Here is a 19,477-nt window from a genome sequence, read left to right on the forward strand (position 1 = left end):
TATAAAAGGAACTAAGATAATCGTCTCAGTTCCTTTTTCTTATCTCTAAAAGTTAAATCCTCTATTCTATTAGACCTTCCTTATAGTCATATCTTTCAAAGGCTAATAGCTTCTGTTATAATGATATTATGAAGATATCAATAAAAAACCAGTTCAGATGGTTGCTACTTCTCCTCTTAACTGGGATTACAGCAGGAGTCGTTGCTAGTACACTAACTATTCTCATTCACCTTATTCAAGCTATTAGTTTTGGTTATCACTCAGGCTCATTTAGTTCAGAAATTGCAAAAGTAGCACCCCTTCGTCGCGCTATTAGTGTCTTTTTAGCAGGAATTGTTGCTGCCTTTGGTTGGCATGCTTTAGCCAAATACTTTAAACCTTTTAAAACAATTAAGGCAATTGTCCAGGATCATGAAAAGGTCTATCCAAGCTCAACCTTTTGTCATGGAATACTACAATTAGTGACTGTTTCTATGGGGTCACCACTAGGACGTGAAGGAGCTTCTCGTGAAGTCTCAGTTGCTCTCACAGCCACTTGGTTACAATTTTTCCAGCTGAACAAAAAAGAGATAAGTCTCCTACTGGCCTGTGCCTCTGGAGCTGCCTTAGGTGCTGTCTATAACGCTCCCTTAGCCACAGCAATTTTCATTATAGAGAATATTCTCTTAAAATGGTCAAAACGTCACGTGTTATCGGCCGCTATCACATCATTTACTGCTGTCTGGACTGTTCGACTCTTGTCTGGAAATGTGATTCAATACAAACTAAGCCCCCTAGACTGGAATAGCTCTTTATTCCTGTGGGCCCCTCTTTTTGGTTTCTTCGTGGCTATCATTATTTTTTTCTATAAATACCTACTTAAAATGAGTCCAAAGAGAGATTTAACAAGCCCTACTTACATCTATTGGGTCATAAGCTCATTTGTACTTGTGGCAATTCTTAGTATCTTTTTTCCTCACATTTTAGGGAATGGCAAAGCTGGTTTACTTTATTTTCTCCATGCTAAATATGATTTTTTTTATGTTAGTGGTCTGTTAAGCGCAAAGGCTGTTGCTGTCCTTGTTACTTTTTATGCTGGAGCTTTCGGAGGCAGAATAGCACCGTCTATGATGATGGGAGGTGGACTTGGTTTACTAGCAGCCCAGGCTTGGAATTCCTACCTGCCAAATATCTCAATCCCCTTTGCCATCGTTATTGGAGCTGCCCTTTTCTTAGCAATCATCAACAATATACCAGTAGCCGCAGTCTTTTTCTTACTTGAGATTACTGACCAACCTCTTTGGAACGCTTTGCCTATCGCCATTGCTGTTCTATCAGCACTGCTTTGTCAAAAAATAGGATCCTCTCTATTCAAGATAAAAATCTAGGCTAAGGTAATGTGACGACTACCACTAAAATATGACTCAATCCCCTTAAAAGTTAGACATTATCTAGCTTTCAAGGGGATTTTTCTATGTCATTGACTTCAACTAATAAAAGGCATGATGCCCTAGGCGATAGAACACCATACCTTATTTTCGGTATCAAGAAATAAGTGCTGAGACACTTATCCTATTATTTCAAAAGCTCTGGGACTGCTAATAGCAAAGCTTGGATTTGGCCCGCATCAGAACCACCTGCCATAGCCATATCTGGTTTACCACCACCACGACCAGAAACAATTGGTGCCAAAGACTTAATGAGATTACCAGCATGAACTGCCTTATCTCTACTTGCAACGAGTACATTAACTTTTTCACCAATTGCAGCAACTAGAACTAAGACATCTGAATAATCTTTTTGCTTCCAATTATCAGCAAAAGTTCGTAATGCACCAGCGTCTGCTACTGCGACTTCAGTAGCAATGTAGGTATGACCATTTGCTTTTTTAACATCTTTAAAGAGATCTCCAGCTTGTGCCGCTGCAGCTTTTTCTTTAAGTTCATGATTTTCTTTTTGCAAGTCACGAACCTGTTCAGAAAGACTTGCAACTTTAGCAGGAACTTCTTTTAATTGTGGTGCTTTTAGATTAGCAGCAATTTCTTTGAGGGCATCTTCACGTTGACGGAAGGCTTCGAAAGCTTGTTGACCAGTTAAGGCTAAAATCCGACGTGTTCCAGATCCAATGCCCTCTTCTTTAACGATTTTAAAGAGGCCAATTTCTGATGTGTTGCCAAGGTGAGTTCCACCACAAAGCTCAGCTGAGTAATCGCCGATTGTGACAACACGGACAAGTTTACCATATTTTTCACCAAACAAAGCCATAGCCCCCATTGATTTAGCCGTATCAACATCCGTTTCAACGGTTGTAACAGAGAGAGCGTTCCAAATTTGCTGATTGACTTCTTCTTCAATCCGACGAAGTTCTTCTGCTGTGACCGCTTCAAAATGGGTAAAGTCAAAACGTAAAAAGGTTTCTTCGTTTAATGAGCCTGCCTGAGTAGCATGTTGACCAATAACTTTATGCAGAGCAGCATGTAATAAGTGAGTGGCCGTATGATTTTTCTCAACAGCATAGCGACGTTTATGATCAATATCTAAAGTATAGATAGCATTAATAGAAAGACTTGCAAGTACTTCAACGGTATGGAGTGCTTGTCCGTTTGGCGCTTTTTGCACATCAACTACTTTTGCCAATACGTCGCCGGCTGCATTTTTTATAAGACCATGATCAGCTACCTGTCCACCCATCTCAGCATAAAATGGTGTCCGATCGAAAACAAGTAAGGCCTGACCTTCAGAAACCATCTCACTACGTTCATTATCCACAATAATAACAGAAAGTTTGGCATCTAAGGTCTCTTCCTGATATGAGAATTCTGACGGTTCAACGATGCCTGCCAAGGTTTCATTTTGCATACCCATAGAGCCACCTTTAACAACAGCAGCACGGGCACGATCTTGTTGTTCTTTCATGGCAGCTTTGAAGCCCTCGTGGTCAACTCTATAACCTGCATCTTCTGCCATTTCCTCAGTCAATTCTATTGGGAAACCATAGGTATCGTATAATTTAAAGATATCTTTACCTTCAAGTGTATCCTTACCAGCTTCTTTTAACTGCGTTAGCAATTGATCCAAGTGACCTGACCCTGCATCTATTGTCCGGGCAAAGGTTTCTTCTTCGCGTTTTATGATCTTTTCGATAAAATCACGTTTTTCAAGAATTTCAGGGTAGTAAGATGTCATGATTTGACCAACTGTCACAACTAATTTATAAAGGAAAGTCTCCGTAATTCCCAAGCGACGACCATGCATGACCGCGCGACGGAGCAAGCGACGAAGTACATAGCCACGGCCTTCATTTCCAGGTAGGGCACCATCACCGATGGCAAATGAAAGTGCACGGATATGATCCGCAATAACTTTAAAACTCATGTTATCCCCATCTTGATCATAGGTTTTACCTGAGAGTTTCTCAACTTCCTGAATAATGGGCATAAAGAGATCCGTTTCAAAGTTTGTCTTAGCACCTTGCATAACAGCAACTAGACGCTCTAAGCCTGCGCCGGTATCAATGTTTTTACTAGGAAGTTCCTTGTATTCAGAACGAGGCACTTTAGGGTCTGCATTGAATTGCGACAAAACAATATTCCAAATCTCAATGTAGCGGTCATTTTCAATATCCTCTTCCAAAAGACGTATTCCAATGTTTTCTGGGTCAAAAGCAGGGCCACGATCAAAGAAAATCTCAGTGTCTGGACCTGAAGGACCCGCACCAATTTCCCAAAAGTTTTCCTCTAAGGGAATCAAGTGACTTGGGTCAACACCCAATGCAATCCAACGGTTGTAAGAATCAGTATCTGCCGGATAATAAGTCATATAAAGTTTATCTTTGGGAAAATCAAACCACTCTGGACTTGTTAAGAGTTCAAACCCCCATTCAATAGCTTCATCACGGAAATAATCCCCAATAGAGAAATTACCTAGCATCTCAAACATAGTATGATGACGAGCTGTTTTACCCACATTTTCAATATCGTTTGTCCGTATAGATTTTTGAGCATTGGTAATTCTTGGATTTTCAGGGATTACGGAACCATCAAAATATTTTTTTAATGTGGCCACTCCCGAGTTGATCCAGAGCAATGTAGGATCATTTACCGGAACAAGGTTAGCTGAAGGTTCAATAGCATGACCTTTTGATTTCCAAAAGTCTAACCACATTTGACGAATTTCTGCAGATGTTAAAGTTTTCATTGTTACGTGTTAGAAAGTTCCTCAACAAGGAATAATGGTTATAAGAAGGTTGACTTACCACATTTTAAATGATGCGATTTAAACTCATCTTTTGTCTTAGAACTTTCTTTCCTTCCTTTTCCTAATCAAAATAAAAGACAAGTGCACTGTCTAGAGGGCGAAAACCGCGGTACCACCTCCATTCAATGAACTTGTCATTATCTTTATTGTTGTATGCAATTGTATTTATTAAGTAGCATGCTAATAAGAATAATCATGACTCGCATCAACCGTCACTTTTCTGGTGAAAATTCTAATTATTAACAATTCTTAATAGTCTTATTATAACCTCTTTTTTCAGCCGGGTCAAACGCTAATTATTTTTTACCCACTGTTGAAGGGATCCCACCTTTACCTTTGTTAGAAGCAAATTGTGACAAGATATTAGCAAAGGCTTTATCTTTAATTTTGACATTGGCTTTGTCCAATGATTTAGAGATAACTTTGTTTTGGAAAGCCGTATCATTTTCTTTTGACTTCATGATGATTTCTGTCAAGCGTTTTTTGTATTCTTTCCAATCTGCTTTTTTATCAGCTTTCTTAACCATATTTACAATATAGTATTTTTTCTGATAAGTTGAAGGGTCCATAACAGTAAGCAATTCAGACTTAGCACCTTCATTTAACTTACCTGCAGCAGAAATAACATCTGATGGCAAATCAGTTCCCGCTGAGTCAAAGGTAAAATCAATCTTTTTACCTGATTCAACAGTATTCTCTTTTGCTATTTTAGAAAAATCAGCACCTTCAGCTTTAACTTCTTCTAAGACTTTTTTAGCTTTAGCTTCATCATCCATAATAATAACCTGAGTTGTCATTTCTGGACTGTAAGACTCAAAAGCTTTCTTATAATTAGCTTCTGTTAGTTCTTTTTTAGCTTCTTGCTTAACAGCATATTCTACTAACATTGTCGTACGAATCTGTTTTTTATAAGTTTCAGTTGTCAATCCAGCTTGACCAAGAGCCTCTGAGAATGATGAACCATATTGCTGAGCTGTCTTATTATATGATTCTTCTACTTTTTTATCAGAAACTTTCTTACCATATTCTTGTTCAAAAACACGAGACATAATCAAACTTAACATTGATTGTTGAGCAGCAGTTGATGTTTTAGCTTCCTTATAAAAGTCAGTAACAGTAATGGTGTCACCTTTCATCGTAACAACTTTGGTACTATCATTAGTTGAACTACATGCAGCCAAGGTCACTACAGAAGCCAAAGTTACAAATCCTGTAACTAACTTATTTGATTTTTTCATTTTTAATGTGCTCCTTCTTTATCTTTAACCAAACCATTATAACATAATTTCTTAAATATTACTTAATCAACTAAATCAACATATTCCTGATTTTTGCGAACGATCAAAAGACCATCACTAAGTGGAACCAAACTTGAACTTAGATCAGGGTGGTTTAGAGTGGCTTCAAATAATCTATGAAGGCCCCGATAAATTGTTCTCTGACCCCGTCTAACCTCTTCAATCGGTTTAGCAATATCTCCGCCCTGAAAAACATCGTCAAAGATAATGATGCCACCTTTTTTTAAACGTTTTAAGATTTCTGGTAAAAAGACAATGTATTTAGATTTTGCAGAATCCATAAAAACAAAGTCAAATTGCTGATCGATCTGTCCCAGAATATCTGCTGCATCTCCCTCTAAAAGAGTAATTTGCTTGCGATAGTCATACTTAGCGAAATTCTCTTGTGCTAGGCTAATCATCTCTGGGTTTCGATCAATTGTTTTTATCTTTGCATGGGGGAGTATATCAGCCATTAATAAGGTCGAAAAACCTATTGCGGTCCCAATTTCAAGGATTTCCTTAGGCTGTAATGCTTGCAATAAAACACGAAAATACACCACCACTTCGTGCTGAATGATGGGAATATTTTCTTGATGCGCAAAAGCCTCAATCTCTGCCAAAAAGCCTGTACTAGGTTCTTGCTTATGTCTTAAAAAGTCAACAATCTCTTCTTTCACAACCGGACGGCGCATATTGTGATTTGCATTTTTACTATACGATTCAACCATAAATTTAGCATATCACAGTCTATCAAGCAGTGTCAAGAATAGCGAAGTACTTGGCTTTCATTATTTACAGTATCAAAGAAAACTCTAATGTCAATAAACAATAGTTTAGCGAAGGATCGGTATCTATTTTTTGGCTAAATAGCCAAGCCACTAAAAACATTCACTAGTCAGCGAAAGAAACAATAGGAATCTTCAAACTTTTCAAATACATAATCACAGGCTGTCATATCTTGTTTAGGATAATCTGGGTTAACAAAGCCAAGACAAATCATTCCTGCTGCTTTAGCTGCTAAACTACCATTTTTAGTATCTTCAAAGACAAAAGTTTCTTCCGGAGTCGCACCCAGTAATTCTGCTGCTTTAAGAAAAACGTCTGGTGCTGGTTTTGAATGAGCCACTTCTTCACCACTCACAGTAACCGCAAAATACTGTGAAAGTCCTAATTCCAACAGATTATGATCAATATCAGCTTTCGGCGAAGAAGATGCTACTGCTAGCTGGTAGCCCAAATCGACCAAGTAATTTAGCAATTCTTTAATACCCTTAATAGCTCTGATACCATCTCTAGCTATAATTTCTTCTCGTCTATCATTCATCTCCGCAATTAATTCTTCTACAGAATCAGAAAGTTGGCATTCTTCTTTCATCACACGCCACATGTCATTAAAAGTTGTCCCCATAAACTGATATTGATATGTCTCATTTGTATCAATTCCTCGATCTAATAGCATGTTTGTTTTAGTTGATAAGAAAACATACTCCGAGTCTACGATGACACCGTCCATATCAAAAATGACCCATTTCCCCATTAATAACTCCTTGTTCCTAAACAAATAGGCTATACTACAAACACTTCCTCAACGAAAAAATCATAACACTCATTTTCTAGAGATGGACCCCCTTCTCAACTAGAGCCTCTAATTCTGTAAGACGTTCTTCAAAAATAGTAAAGGCATCTTCTAAATAAACTTCGTTAGTCATATCCACTCCGGCTTTTGCTATAACATTCAATGGGTAATCAGAATTGCCGGCTTTAAGATAAGACAGATAGTTATCAATATCCTTTTGTTGCCCATGAACAATTTTGTTTGCTAGATAGCTTGCCGCCGCAAAACCTGTTGCATATTGATAAACGTAGTAATTGTAATAGAAGTGAGGAATCCGCGCCCATTCATATTGAATATAGTAGTTGTCTTCCTTGGCTAAACCATAATATTTTTCATTCAATTGTCCATACAAGTTATTTAAATAATCACTTGTTAAGACGTCACCAGCTTGGTCAGCCTGATAAATAGCATGCTCAAATTCAGCAAATTGACTTTGGCGGAAAATAGTTCCTCTAAAGCCATCTAAATAATTATTTAGAATAGCAAAGCGTTCTTTTTCATCTGTAACATCTTTCAATAATGCCTCAGTTAAAATGTTTTCATTCGTCGTTGAAGCAATCTCTGCCAAAAATATACTGTAATCTCCATAAACATAAGGTTGGTTCTTACGTGTTAAAGTTGAATGTAAACTATGGCCCGTTTCATGCACCAAAGTATAGAGGTTATCTAAATTATCCTGCCAATTTAATAGCATAAAGGCTTTGGTATCGTAAGCCCCACCTGAATAAGCACCAGATCTTTTTCCTTTATTAACATGGACATCAATCCATCTTTCCGAAAAAGCTTGATGAACATAATCACTATACTCTTTTCCAAAAATAGATAAGACTTCCTCGGCTTTTTCCAAAGCTTGATCATAATTGACAGATAGGTCGGTTTGAGATAAGGGTGTATAGACATCATACATTTTTAAGGTCTCTAGACCTAATATTTTTTTTCTTAACTCTAAATACCGATGCAGTAATGGGAGCTTACGGTTAACAACTTCTAAAAGAGTATCGTAAACTGTTTCAGGAATAAAGTTTGCGGCCATAGCTGCTTGACGAGCAGACGTATAATGATGAACACGCGCCTTATAATTGTTTACTTTAACATTGGTTTGAAGTGTTTTAGCATAAGTATGTTGAAATTGCTCATAAGTACTGTATAAGGCTTCATAAGCAGCTTGACGCACTTGACGATCTTTAGATTCCATCAAATGGATAAAATTACCGTGCGTAATTTCAATCTCTCGTCCTTTTTCATCTTTGATAATTGGAAATTGAATATCAGCATTGTCTAAGAGGCCAAAGGTCTCTTCAGCACCATTAAAAATTTCTTGAGCACCAGCTAATAATTCCTCCTCAGCTTGACTAAGAACATGTTCTTTATTTTTAAGAAGCTTTTCAAAGAAATGATGATAATCTTCCAACCTAGGTTCTTCCTTAAGAAAATCGTCAAATTGGCTTGGAAGAATAGTCATAAATTCTGGCTCATAAAATGAAAAAACTTCACTAAACCTCGCATATAAAGCGGATGCTTTTGATTGGTATTCCTGGTATTTTGCAACAGTCGTATCTTGGTCATTTTTCATGTGAGCGTAGACATAGACCTTTTCAATACGTCTTGATAAATCCAACTGGATTTCCGTTGTTTCCAATAAATTTTTTGCTGAATCTAAAAGGTGTCCAGCTAAAGTCTGAGCTTTTTCTAGATCTATTTTTAAGTCATTAACTTCCGTTTCCCATTTTTGATCACTGTCAAAGATAGTAGTCAAATCCCATGTGTATTTTTCTTCTAAATGACTTCTATTATCTGCCATCATAACCTCCTAATTTTTCTTTTCTCCTATTTTATCATAAAAGATTGGAGGATGAAGCGTTTGCACCTTCTTATTCTTAATATTATTATAATAACGACAAAAACGCTTATAATCTGATAGATAATCCATCTTAATCTGGCAAAAACCAATTTCTGACTGTGGAGGGTATAATTGAGGATAGAATTCTTCTGCTTGTCGCGCTAGTAAGTTGTCCCCCTTTAAATAAGCTTTTTCCTGTTCTTTCATCCAATAAGTATTTTTCTTTAGAAGGGCCTTTTGAATGCTTAGTCCTATCTTATCTTGCATGGAAATCTTCATTTTGCTAGCAGGAAATCCCCTATATGGCAATCTCAGAATAGCTAATAAATCATTAGTTAACGAATAAGTGTCTGTCTGGAAATAAACTTTCCCAAAAAGATTAAGGTGGATCATGTATTGGAGTCGGATTTCCCTCCTTTTGACATCTAGCTCCCAGAGATGAAAACCGTGAGTTTTGGAATAATATAAAAATTGCTTTTGCAAAGCAGTTAATTTATTTCTCAACCAAAGCTTTTGTCCTAAGAGCCACCGAACAGAAATGCCCTTTTCTTGATACGACCTAGTCCTCACAATTAAACGTTCTATTGGTAAGGGGCTACATTGAATTTCAAGAGCTAACTGATGATTGACCATAATATCTGAAACCTGACCACATGCCTCAATATATTTTTCAATTTCTACTTTTTGAAACGGGCGTAAGGAATGATAAACTAAGGACTTCAGCGTGAGATGTTCAACCGACTCGTTTTCCTGAGAAAACTGACAATCTCGTAAATTCAGATGAGCAAAGTGAGGTCTTATCACATTTCCCTTTTTTAAGCAAAGCTTCCCTCCGCATAGTGGACAATAAAAATCTCCTCTATTTGGAACTTCCTCTAATAAGGAGATCATATTTCCACAACTATCAACAGCTTTTAACATCAAATCCTCCTCTTACCTTTTTATTCGAAAAAAATGAGCCATCCTAAGATAGCTCAACAATTTTAGTCTTTTTTCAAAAGAGGATACAGCAACAAGCTAAGGACCATCAAACCAAAGCTAATCATAAAAGGTGTCACAAAAGATTCCAGATGTAGAGTTGACGGTAGTTTGGTTAAAATGATTGGCGTTAAGATAACACCAATGTTGCCTGCGGTAATAGCCAAGCTGGTAATAAAATGATTGTGCTCCTTACCAAAATGCTTAGCAATAAAATAGAAGACTGACGACATCGTTCCTACAAAGCTAGCTCCTATCAGAAAAGCAGCGAGGAAAAAGAGAATTGTCACATTTCCAAAGGTGAAAATCAGATTTCCAATTGCCATCATACTTAACATCACTAATAATGTTTTTTCCTGTAACACTTTTGCTAGTTGACCAAAGAGAAAACCACTAAAGATACCCGAGAAAGCTAGTAGAGTCAAAATATTGCTAGCAAAAAAACTAGAATAATGATACTTAGTGACCAAGAGAGTTGGGATTTTAACAGTTGCTCCAATATAGGCAATACCAACTAAGAAGGTGATTGACATTAATATTGCTATTTGACGATTAAACAGGCGGGCAACCCTTACAGAAACTAATTCATTCTCAAGCTTAGGAACCTTTGCATTGAAAAAGAAATAAACAGGAATAACTAACAAATAGATAAGATAAGTGTAATTTACACCAATCAGCAAAGCCAAACCAACAATAAAGGTCGTCAAGGCTTTACCAATATTTAAAGTTGCTGTCCTAAAACCAATCATATTAGCGCGCTCATCGCCCTCATAAAAATCACTGATAATACTTATCGAAAGGGAATTATAAAGTCCAATCCCAATCCCTAAAAGCAAGCGACACATCAAAACAATAACAAATTGTCTTGTTAAAAAAGAGCCAAGTCCTGAAAGTAAGATAAGCATTAAGCCTAATTTAATAGTATTCTTTTTACCAATTTTCGCAACAACAAAATTACTTAGGATAACAAATATAGTAATCATCATTGCAGGAATTGTCACCAAGGTTTCTACTGAAGCTAACCCAATATGAGGATTTGACTGGTGGTATAATTGATATAATTTAGGAATAGCTGGCGCTATGGCTAAATGAGACATCAAAAAAAGGGAAATGGACAGAATTGCCCACTTAGTTGATAATTTATTTGGCATCACTATTCTCCTTAAAACTATTACTTACTCAGTATATAGACACATTCGATAATTTTCAAGGATTGTGAATTATTTCCTGTTATTATTTCTCACCTCAATCTAAGTACTGCTTCACAATAGTTTTTTCCTGATCCGTTAAGGTTCTATACTCACCTTCTGCTAAATTCCCAAGAGTAAATTCAGCAAAAGTCATTCGTTTCAGATAGATGACCTTGACCCCATATGCTAAAAACATTTTTTTAATTTGGTGAAATTTCCCTTCAGAGAGTGTTACCTTGGCTACTGATTGTTTTTCCCCAGCTGACAAAATCTCAACAGCAGCTGCTTTACAGACCGTTCCATCGAAAAAGACAACCCCCGCCCTGAAGAAAGATGGGAGATCATCATCTAAAAAACCATTGACGACAACATAATAACTTTTGTCAACATGATGGTTTGGATGTAACATCCGAAAACCCAGAGGGCCATTATCCGTTAGCAGGACTAGGCCTTCAGTATCTCTGTCCAAACGACCTACAGGATAGAGATTGGGAAATCGATCCGCTTCTATTAAACAATCAATAACAGTTGGATGTTCCTTATCTTTTAAGGCAGAGACCACCCCTCTGGGTTTATTAAGAATAAAATAATGATGGCCTTTTGCTTGCAATATATTACCATCTACTCCGATTCTTTGGAGTCCTGGATCGACATTTTGTCGACCATCAATAGCGACCTTATCATCAATAGTGATTCTTTTAGCATTAATCAATTTTTTCACTTGTCCCCTAGAACCAATCTGACAAGTCTCTAACAATTTGTCTAAACGCATACTCCTAGTTTAACACAAAAAAACGAAAGAAAGGCAAAAGCCTTCTTTCGTTGACGTAGCTAAAGGTTAAGATTTGACTAATGCCGAAGCCGCTTCTTCATCAACGATTACAACCACATCCTTGTGTTTTTGCAAAATTGAAGCTGGTAGGTCTTCACTAACTGGACCAGAAACCATTTTTTTGATAGCTTCTGCCTTATCTTTGCCAAAAGCCATCAGCACAATTGTTTTGGATAACATAATAGAGGCAATCCCCATAGAGATGGCTTGTTTTGGGACATCATTGATAGTCTCAAAAAAGCGACTATTAGCTTCAATTGTCGATTCTTCAAGGTTCACAACATGAGTTGTCATCTCAAAAGAAGTACCAGGTTCATTAAATCCAATATGCCCATTACGTCCAATTCCTAAGATTTGGAAGTCAATAGGATGATTCGCAATAATCTTGTCATAAGCCTTAGTTTCTTCTGCTAAGTTAGTTGCTAGGCCATTAGGTAAGAAACTTTCCTTGAATGGTTTGTCATTGAATAAATGCTCTTTCATAAAATAGTTATAGCTTTGAGAATGATCCTTTGGCAAACCAACATATTCATCTAAATTGATACTTGTCATCTCAGAAAAATCTAGATCACTTGCCACAACCTCATTATAAAAAGCAAGTGGCGTGCTACCCGTTGCTAACCCTAAAGTTTTTGCTCCATTAGCTATAGCCTCTTTTAATAGTGAGAAGGCGACTTGGCCACCTTCAACTTGGTTCTTTACATGAATTACTTTCATTTTATCTCCTTTATTGGTATAGACCTTTTATAGTTTAATTATATGGTATATACCAATTTTTGTCAAGCTCATTATTTTTAAACTTTCTATAATGACTTAGACATTCTCACATGATATAATAGTTGAGATTGGGCTTGTATCCACTAGGAGACAAGGCCCTTAAAGGAGCTATAATGAACACAAACGATTTTGACTTTGAATTACCCGAAGAATTAATTGCCCAAACGCCACTTGAACAAAGAGATAGTTCAAAATTACTTATTATTGATCACAAGGCAAAAACGATGGTGGATAGTCACTTTGATCATATCATTGACCAACTTAATCCTGGAGACGCCCTAGTTATGAACAATACTCGTGTCTTACCAGCACGCCTTCATGGAGAAAAACCAGATACTCATGGTCATGTTGAACTCCTTCTTCTCAAAAATATCCAAGGTGATGACTGGGAAGTTTTGGCTAAACCAGCTAAACGTCTCAAAGTAGGCAGTTCCATTAGTTTTGGCGATGGCCGCCTAACAGCAACTGTCATTAAGGAACTTGAACATGGCGGTAGGATAGTTTCCTTTTCTTACCAAGGAATTTTTCTAGAGGTCTTAGAAAGCCTTGGTGAAATGCCTCTTCCTCCCTATATCCATGAAAAATTAGATGATTCTGAGCGCTACCAAACAGTTTATGCTAAAGAAAATGGGTCTGCAGCTGCACCAACCGCAGGCTTGCACTTCACACAAGCATTACTCCAAAAAATCCAAGAAAAAGGGGTTCATTTAGTTTACTTAACGCTTCATGTTGGTCTAGGAACATTTCGACCTGTTTCAGTTGATAATGTTGATGAGCATGAGATGCACTCTGAGTTTTACCAACTTTCTGAGGAAGCAGCTGATACTTTGCGTCAAGTCAAAAAAGCCGGCGGACGTGTTGTTGCTGTCGGTACTACCTCTATTAGGACACTTGAAACGATCGGTAACAAATTCAATGGTGATATTCAAGCAGATTCTGGTTGGACGAATATATTCATCAAGCCTGGTTATCGTTTCACTGTGGTAGATGCTTTTTCAACTAACTTCCACCTACCAAAATCAACACTTGTCATGTTAGTTTCAGCTTTTGCAGGACGTGAGTTTGTTTTGGAAGCTTACAAACATGCTATCAATGAACACTACCGTTTCTTTAGCTTTGGTGATGCCATGTTTGTTAAATAACAAAAATGATGAGTCTCCGCTCAAATATAAAAAGCGAACAAAACTAGTTTTCTAATACTCAGAATGCTGTCTTGTTCGCTTTTTGTGTCTCATTTTTCAAATTGAAAAATTGGATTGATAACAAAAAATTTAAAAATGAACCTCTTTTTGTCTCAAACCTTTCAATTTCAATCTAGAAATTGGACTTTCGATATATCAGTAGTCAGTCTTTATTTTGATTAACACGATGCCACTCGTTTATGACATAGGTTAAACCAACCAATTGATTATAGCCTTCTCCTGAAATTTCAAAAGATTCTTCTGTGCTGCCTCCTAGGTTTTTAGTGTAAAGACTAATTAAATATGGGCTCTTTTCACAAACAATAGCTCCTACATTCAAGGCTTCTCTGACATAACCAGGCTTTTGGTAGATAGTGATATCTGGTAGATATGTTTTATAATAGTCTCCTGGAAAGGACTCACGAATATAGTAGAGGATATCTTTATACTTGTTTTTATGTTTCCAAAGGTAATCTAGAACTTGGATATAATAATCGGTTGTTGTCTTATTCCCCTTTTCAAGTATCGTTTTTATCTCTGATTTGGACTTACCATATCTCCTGAATTTTTTATATGCCTTGTCCATACCGCCAAGACGATCAGCCAAGGCATAGGCCGGGGTATTTTCAGAATATAATAAAGAATATTCTTGCATTTCTGAGATAGACATTGCCCCAGCAAATTGATTAACATATGCCATGTGTTCCCTGTCATACTCATAGGTTGTATCTGTTATATCAAAACGCTGTTCGAGATTATATTTCCCCTTCTCCACTTCATCAACAACTAACATATTGAGAGGAAGTTTATAGGTTGAACCAGCAGTCATCGGTTGCCTATCATTCATTGAGAAGGTCTCCCCAGATTCTAAATCTTTATACGTAAAAGCAACTTGAGAATGATTAATACCAAATTCGTCCAAATAAGCTTTGACAGTATCTACTAAACTCAGCTTATCATACTCATAATATAAGCCTAAAGCATTCATTCTAGCTAAGTCAGCATCCATTACAGCCTTCTTAGCTTCTGCTGATTTTTCTCTGCCTTTTTCCTTTTTCTTTACTATTTTGTTTACTTCTTGTACCTTTTGATGCATATTAGCTTTTTCCCAAGCTGATACTGTCACTACTAAAGCTAAAGTAATGACCAAAATAACTAAAATAACGAGGTTAAGTGTTTGAGACCTCTCAAAAAAACTTCTCTTACGCAATTCCTATCTCCTCTCAATTATATTTTATATCATTTTAATCAAAAATCAAGGAAATGTTGCGTTTTTTAGACAATTTATTTCAATAGTGTTACAAGAAAAGTGATAGGTTTTTTAAGGACTATATTTATCAAAAAAATCATGTGCTAGACACCTGACCAAGATTAATTAAGCCGCTTAAATAAGTTCCTTCATTGATAAGAACTTTAAATTCTTCTGATGTAAAAAAGAGACCTCTTTGTAAACAAAAAAGCTGGCCTTTTGGCCAGTTCTTCATAAATCATGATTAGTTTAAGCTTTAGCAGCTTTGTACAATTCATCAACTTTATTCCAGTTAATAATTTCAAAGAATGCTTTAATATAGTTTGGACGAACATTACGATAATTTAAATAATAAGCATGTTCCCAAACATCAAGTGCTAAAATAGGTTGCTTACCTTCAGATATTGGAGTATCTTGGTTTGCAGTGGACATAACTTCTAGCTTACCTTCTTTGTTAACGACTAACCAGGCCCAGCCTGAGCCAAAACGGCTAGTTGCTGCAGTAGTAAAGGCATCTTTAAAGGCCTCAAAGGAACCAAATGCCTCATCAATTGCACTTGCCACATCACTAGTCACTTCAGTCTTTTCTGGAGATAATAATTCCCAGAAAAGTGCGTGATTGAGGTGTCCTCCACCGTTATTAATCAAGGCTTGACGGATATCTTCAGGAATAGTTGAAACATCTGCTAAAAGTTCTTCAAGATTTTCACCAATCTCTGGATGTTTTTCAAGTGCCGCATTAGCATTAGCAACGTAGGTTGCATGATGCTTATCATGATGAAGTATCATTGTTTCTTTATCAAATTGGGGCTCTAAGGCATCATATGCATAGGGAAGTTCAGGTAAAATAATAGCCATTTGTATTCCTCTTTTCCATTGTTGATAAGACTATAGTAACCTAATTTGATAGAGCTTTCAACTATTTTGATTCATTCTAAATAAGGCAGAACTCGTAGAATTATTTCCTTATTAGACCTCAACCAATCATCAATTTAAGGAGGGCTAAATCAAATAAATAGGTTTTATCATTGACCCCTCTTTTAATCTGATAATCAGTTTCAATCAATACTTTCACTATTCTTTCTAAATAGGCAACACTTAAATGTTGCGAATCACGAATAGCAAATTTCACTTGATAGGGATTAACTCTTCGTGCCATTAAATCAGAAAGAGTTAAGACGATTTGCTGCTCATTTTTACCATCTTGCATCAACAACTTAATTTGCAAATATAAGCGAAATTGTCCTAATAAAATAGCAATTAATTTGATTTCATCTTCACCAGCCAGTCTGAGGTCGTGGACCAATTCAGTTACTTGATCACTACTCCCTTGCAGAATAAAGCGCGACAAGTCAAAAATATTATCATGAAGGGTTTTAGGAATTGCCTCATCAACATCTTCTAAAGTGATATTACCTTGTCCCTTATATGTTTTTAAAAATAACAAATTTTTCGCCATTTGGCTAAAGTCACCATTTGATTTTAAAAGAATCTTATCAAAAACACCACTATCAAACACCAACCCAATTTCTTTTCCCTTTGACTGAAAATACTGCCTTAGTTCTGCTTCCTTCAAAGGGAGTGCTTCAATAACTTCGGCATCACGCTTTAATAATTTGACGATACGCCGCTTTCCGTCCAGCTTTCCTGGTGCAAAGATAATTAATTTTGTAGTTGCTAGAGGCTTTTCCAAGTAACTTTCGAAGGATTTGAGCTCATTTTCTTTAAGGTAATTCTTTTTCTGTGTTGTAATATCGAGAAAATGGTCAAAAATGACAACTTTGGTGTCAGCGAAAAAAGGAAGACTTAATAAATCCATTTCTGCTTCGAGGTATCCTCCTTCTGACAAATCAAAATAGGAGTAGGTTAAGTCATCTTTATCATAAGCAATTATTTTCAGGACTTCTTCTTTGATCTGGCTGAATTGCCCTAAATCATCACCTGTAATCAGGGTTACAGGGCCTAGTTTATCTTTTGACAATTTCTTTACTTTTTCGATTGCAATCATGTACTTATTATACCATCTTATCTTAAATATTGAAGAAAAGCTCTGGGATTTCTACTATAAGAAAAGCATTTTCTTTAGCGGCAAGTCTCAATTTTCCACTGGCTCCGTCCGGTAAATCGTATGGCACCTTGTTGATCTGTTCGATAGACCTTGACATGTCGCTCCCGAAAGCGTTCTAAAGTTTCGGGATTAGGATGCCTAAAAGCATTATTTTTACCAGCGGAAATCAAAGCAATCTTCGTTGATACTGTATTTAGAAAATCTTCAGTAGAGGATCCTTTTGAACCATGATGGCCTACTTTTAAAATATCAACTTTTAAGTTTGGATACCTTTGAATTAAAGCTTTTTCACCGTCTGCTTCAATATCACCTGTAAAAAGAAAATTTTTCCCTAATAAATGGCCATATAAAATTAAAGAGTCATTATTTTTACCATCTCCTATAGACCATGGATAAAGAACCTGTAAATAACTCCCCATGATAGAAAGTCGGTCACCAGCCTTAACTATTTTTGTTTTAATTTGCATAGCTCTAAGCCGGTTGACAAAACTCATATTTTTTAAGCTTCCCTGACTCGTTAAAATCTCTTTAACTTCAAAGTTTTTGGCAACTTCCTCCATATCTCCGACATGATCATTATCGGTATGAGTCAGTAATAAATAATCAATTTTTGTAACTCCCCTTGACTTAAGATAGGGAATCAAAGTTTTCTCAGCATTTGCTTGTCTATACTTTTTTTGCCAAGCCTTTTTCCCGTCAAAATGGTGTACACCGCCGACATCAATTAAAAGGGTTTTGTTATCCATATCTCGAATTAAAATACTATCTCCTTGTCCAACATCTACAAGAGTAATTTCATTAAGGAAGGGGGTTCTCACACTCAATAAGAGTAAGACAATTATAGAAGCCGGTAAGAAAATAGCTTTCTTTTTAGAGAGTTGATTGACAAAAAGAGCAATAACTAGGATAAGTAAGAAAAATTGCATTAAATTTGGATTCCCAAAAGTAATCGGTTTACTAGTATAGCTTCCAATAAGATGAACTAGTTTTTCCATAAGCAAAAACAAACTATTAAAGATACTGCATTTTATCAATGGCGATAAAAGAAAGGTTACGCATAAGATAGGCAGGATAATATTATCAAATAGAAAAGAAAAAAGAATGGTTAGGAAAATAGCTACTGCATTAAATTGTGAAAAATAACTAATTAAAAATGGTAGGAGACAAAGATTTAAAGCGAAAGTTTCGTAAACTTTTCTCCTAATCCCTTCAAAATTTTCAAAATGAAGAATTGTAATAAAAAAAGCATAGGCAAAGGATAGAACGCCACCAATGCTCAGCAGAAACTGACGATCGCAAATAAAGATAAGCAAGAAAGCCAGAGCAAAATTGTCAAGCCCCTTAACACCAAAATTTCTTAGATTACTTTGACACAAACTTCGTAAAACAGAAATGCTAAAACCTGTCATAAGAGCATAAAACAAAGAAAACAGAATGTCTAAACAAGGAAAGTAGTCTCTAGGAACACCTACAATGACCAATAGCTTACGAAAATAGTTAAGGAAAAAAGTAACTTGCATTCCCGATAAGGCAAAAAGATGAATAATCCCTAGTTGACTATAAATCTGGGTCATTTCACCAAAAGATTTATCTAAATAGCCAAATAAAAGTCCTGTCATATAATCCGACATTGGTTTTGGAAATTCTTTTTGACATATTATGATAGCCTGACGTCGCCAGGTTCGCATTATTTCTATTAGATTCCTAGCTGGACTTTTTGATAAGTGACTTAATCCTTTTATATAGCCCGTACGATATATCCCTTGATATTTTAGAAATGCTCGGTAATCAAACCCTGAAAAATTGCGAACGCTCTCAGCCTCTTCCAATGGTATTTCAGAAAGAATGTCTAGATAGTCTCTGTTTTCCCTAAAAAAGACCAATTCCCTCTCACTTTTCATTTTATAAAAAAGCTTATACTTATGATGCTTATGCTCCCCAATGAAGGTTAAGGAGTCTCCATTAATGGCGACTGTATCTGGAATGAGTCTAACTTGACTAATAGTCTCTGGTTGTTGCTTATAATCTTTATTTTCTTGCCACTGCCAATAGCTAAATAGACACACTGTTGAGACTAAAAGACACAACAACCAAGGGACAATTCGTCTTTTATAATGTTTGATGGCTAGACAGATTAGCAAAATGTCTACAATTATAATAGGAGTACTGGGGAAACGAACTGTGTAATAAGAAAAGATGATAAGGTAGACAATTTGAATTAAAGGCATAGG

The 19,477-nt window shown here is 36.4% G+C and carries 15 protein-coding genes; 2 read left to right on the forward strand and 13 right to left on the reverse strand.

Annotated features, from left to right (window positions below; translation table 11 throughout):
• Positions 1-128: 128 nt before the first annotated feature.
• Positions 129-1,367 (forward strand): chloride channel protein, encoded by a 1,239-nt coding sequence (locus STRPS_RS01965; protein ID WP_007894818.1) that lies wholly within the window; start codon positions 129-131, stop codon positions 1,365-1,367.
• 187 nt (positions 1,368-1,554) lie between these two features.
• Here the strand turns inward: STRPS_RS01965 and alaS are convergent, their stop codons facing one another.
• From alaS to nagB, 9 genes are all read right to left on the reverse strand, one after another.
• Positions 1,555-4,176: an alanine--tRNA ligase gene (alaS, locus tag STRPS_RS01970; protein WP_007894615.1), complete on the reverse strand. Its 2,622-nt coding sequence runs from the start codon at positions 4,174-4,176 to the stop codon at positions 1,555-1,557.
• 356 nt (positions 4,177-4,532) lie between these two features.
• Positions 4,533-5,474, reverse strand: a complete 942-nt coding sequence (prsA, locus tag STRPS_RS01975) for a peptidylprolyl isomerase PrsA (RefSeq protein WP_007894784.1) — start codon at positions 5,472-5,474, stop codon at positions 4,533-4,535.
• A gap of 62 nt (positions 5,475-5,536) precedes the next feature.
• Complete coding sequence (locus STRPS_RS01980; RefSeq protein WP_176602248.1) at positions 5,537-6,244, reverse strand: O-methyltransferase; 708 nt, start codon at positions 6,242-6,244, stop codon at positions 5,537-5,539.
• A 167-nt stretch (positions 6,245-6,411) separates the two neighbouring features.
• The gene (locus STRPS_RS01985; protein ID WP_007894733.1) at positions 6,412-7,053 is read right to left on the reverse strand and encodes an HAD family hydrolase; all 642 of its coding nucleotides are present in this window, start codon (positions 7,051-7,053) and stop codon (positions 6,412-6,414) included.
• 76 nt (positions 7,054-7,129) lie between these two features.
• On the reverse strand, positions 7,130-8,932 hold the full coding sequence (pepF, locus tag STRPS_RS01990; protein WP_007894828.1) for an oligoendopeptidase F: 1,803 nt from the start codon (positions 8,930-8,932) through the stop codon (positions 7,130-7,132).
• A gap of 9 nt (positions 8,933-8,941) precedes the next feature.
• Entirely contained in the window at positions 8,942-9,892 is a 951-nt protein-coding gene (locus STRPS_RS01995; protein WP_007894679.1) for a competence protein CoiA, read from the reverse strand.
• Between the two features lie 62 nt (positions 9,893-9,954).
• Positions 9,955-11,100: an MFS transporter gene (locus STRPS_RS02000; protein ID WP_007894728.1), complete on the reverse strand. Its 1,146-nt coding sequence runs from the start codon at positions 11,098-11,100 to the stop codon at positions 9,955-9,957.
• Positions 11,101-11,194: 94 nt separating this feature from the next.
• The gene (locus STRPS_RS02005) at positions 11,195-11,911 is read right to left on the reverse strand and encodes a pseudouridine synthase (RefSeq protein ID WP_007894613.1); all 717 of its coding nucleotides are present in this window, start codon (positions 11,909-11,911) and stop codon (positions 11,195-11,197) included.
• A gap of 66 nt (positions 11,912-11,977) precedes the next feature.
• Entirely contained in the window at positions 11,978-12,688 is a 711-nt protein-coding gene (nagB, locus tag STRPS_RS02010) for a glucosamine-6-phosphate deaminase (RefSeq protein ID WP_007894732.1), read from the reverse strand.
• Positions 12,689-12,861: 173 nt separating this feature from the next.
• On the opposite strand from nagB, the gene queA reads away from it, so the two are divergent.
• Positions 12,862-13,890, forward strand: coding sequence for a tRNA preQ1(34) S-adenosylmethionine ribosyltransferase-isomerase QueA (queA, locus tag STRPS_RS02015; RefSeq protein ID WP_007894820.1), 1,029 nt, complete (start codon positions 12,862-12,864; stop codon positions 13,888-13,890).
• 202 nt (positions 13,891-14,092) lie between these two features.
• On the opposite strand, the gene STRPS_RS02020 is transcribed toward queA, so the two are convergent.
• The 4 genes from STRPS_RS02020 to STRPS_RS02035 all read right to left on the reverse strand — a co-directional run bounded on the left by STRPS_RS02020 (position 14,093) and on the right by STRPS_RS02035 (position 19,474).
• The gene (locus STRPS_RS02020; protein ID WP_007894768.1) at positions 14,093-15,139 is read right to left on the reverse strand and encodes a serine hydrolase; all 1,047 of its coding nucleotides are present in this window, start codon (positions 15,137-15,139) and stop codon (positions 14,093-14,095) included.
• 288 nt (positions 15,140-15,427) lie between these two features.
• Positions 15,428-16,036 (reverse strand): superoxide dismutase SodA, encoded by a 609-nt coding sequence (sodA, locus tag STRPS_RS02025; protein WP_007894843.1) that lies wholly within the window; start codon positions 16,034-16,036, stop codon positions 15,428-15,430.
• A gap of 118 nt (positions 16,037-16,154) precedes the next feature.
• Complete coding sequence (holA, locus tag STRPS_RS02030; RefSeq protein ID WP_007894707.1) at positions 16,155-17,186, reverse strand: DNA polymerase III subunit delta; 1,032 nt, start codon at positions 17,184-17,186, stop codon at positions 16,155-16,157.
• Positions 17,187-17,260: 74 nt separating this feature from the next.
• Complete coding sequence (locus STRPS_RS02035; protein ID WP_007894727.1) at positions 17,261-19,474, reverse strand: DNA internalization-related competence protein ComEC/Rec2; 2,214 nt, start codon at positions 19,472-19,474, stop codon at positions 17,261-17,263.
• Positions 19,475-19,477: the final 3 nt, after the last annotated feature.

The organism is Streptococcus pseudoporcinus LQ 940-04, from assembly GCF_000188035.1.
GTDB lineage: Bacteria > Bacillota > Bacilli > Lactobacillales > Streptococcaceae > Streptococcus > Streptococcus pseudoporcinus.

Coding starts and splice junctions, on each gene's coding strand:
- STRPS_RS01965 (WP_007894818.1), top strand. CDS start 129: ATGAAGATATCAATAAAAAACCAGTTCAGATGGTTGCTACTTCTCCTC.
- alaS (WP_007894615.1), bottom strand. CDS start 4,176: ATGAAAACTTTAACATCTGCAGAAATTCGTCAAATGTGGTTAGACTTT.
- prsA (WP_007894784.1), bottom strand. CDS start 5,474: ATGAAAAAATCAAATAAGTTAGTTACAGGATTTGTAACTTTGGCTTCT.
- STRPS_RS01980 (WP_176602248.1), bottom strand. CDS start 6,244: ATGGTTGAATCGTATAGTAAAAATGCAAATCACAATATGCGCCGTCCG.
- STRPS_RS01985 (WP_007894733.1), bottom strand. CDS start 7,053: ATGGGGAAATGGGTCATTTTTGATATGGACGGTGTCATCGTAGACTCG.
- pepF (WP_007894828.1), bottom strand. CDS start 8,932: ATGGCAGATAATAGAAGTCATTTAGAAGAAAAATACACATGGGATTTG.
- STRPS_RS01995 (WP_007894679.1), bottom strand. CDS start 9,892: ATGTTAAAAGCTGTTGATAGTTGTGGAAATATGATCTCCTTATTAGAG.
- STRPS_RS02000 (WP_007894728.1), bottom strand. CDS start 11,100: ATGCCAAATAAATTATCAACTAAGTGGGCAATTCTGTCCATTTCCCTT.
- STRPS_RS02005 (WP_007894613.1), bottom strand. CDS start 11,911: ATGCGTTTAGACAAATTGTTAGAGACTTGTCAGATTGGTTCTAGGGGA.
- nagB (WP_007894732.1), bottom strand. CDS start 12,688: ATGAAAGTAATTCATGTAAAGAACCAAGTTGAAGGTGGCCAAGTCGCC.
- queA (WP_007894820.1), top strand. CDS start 12,862: ATGAACACAAACGATTTTGACTTTGAATTACCCGAAGAATTAATTGCC.
- sodA (WP_007894843.1), bottom strand. CDS start 16,036: ATGGCTATTATTTTACCTGAACTTCCCTATGCATATGATGCCTTAGAG.
- holA (WP_007894707.1), bottom strand. CDS start 17,186: ATGATTGCAATCGAAAAAGTAAAGAAATTGTCAAAAGATAAACTAGGC.
- STRPS_RS02035 (WP_007894727.1), bottom strand. CDS start 19,474: ATGCCTTTAATTCAAATTGTCTACCTTATCATCTTTTCTTATTACACA.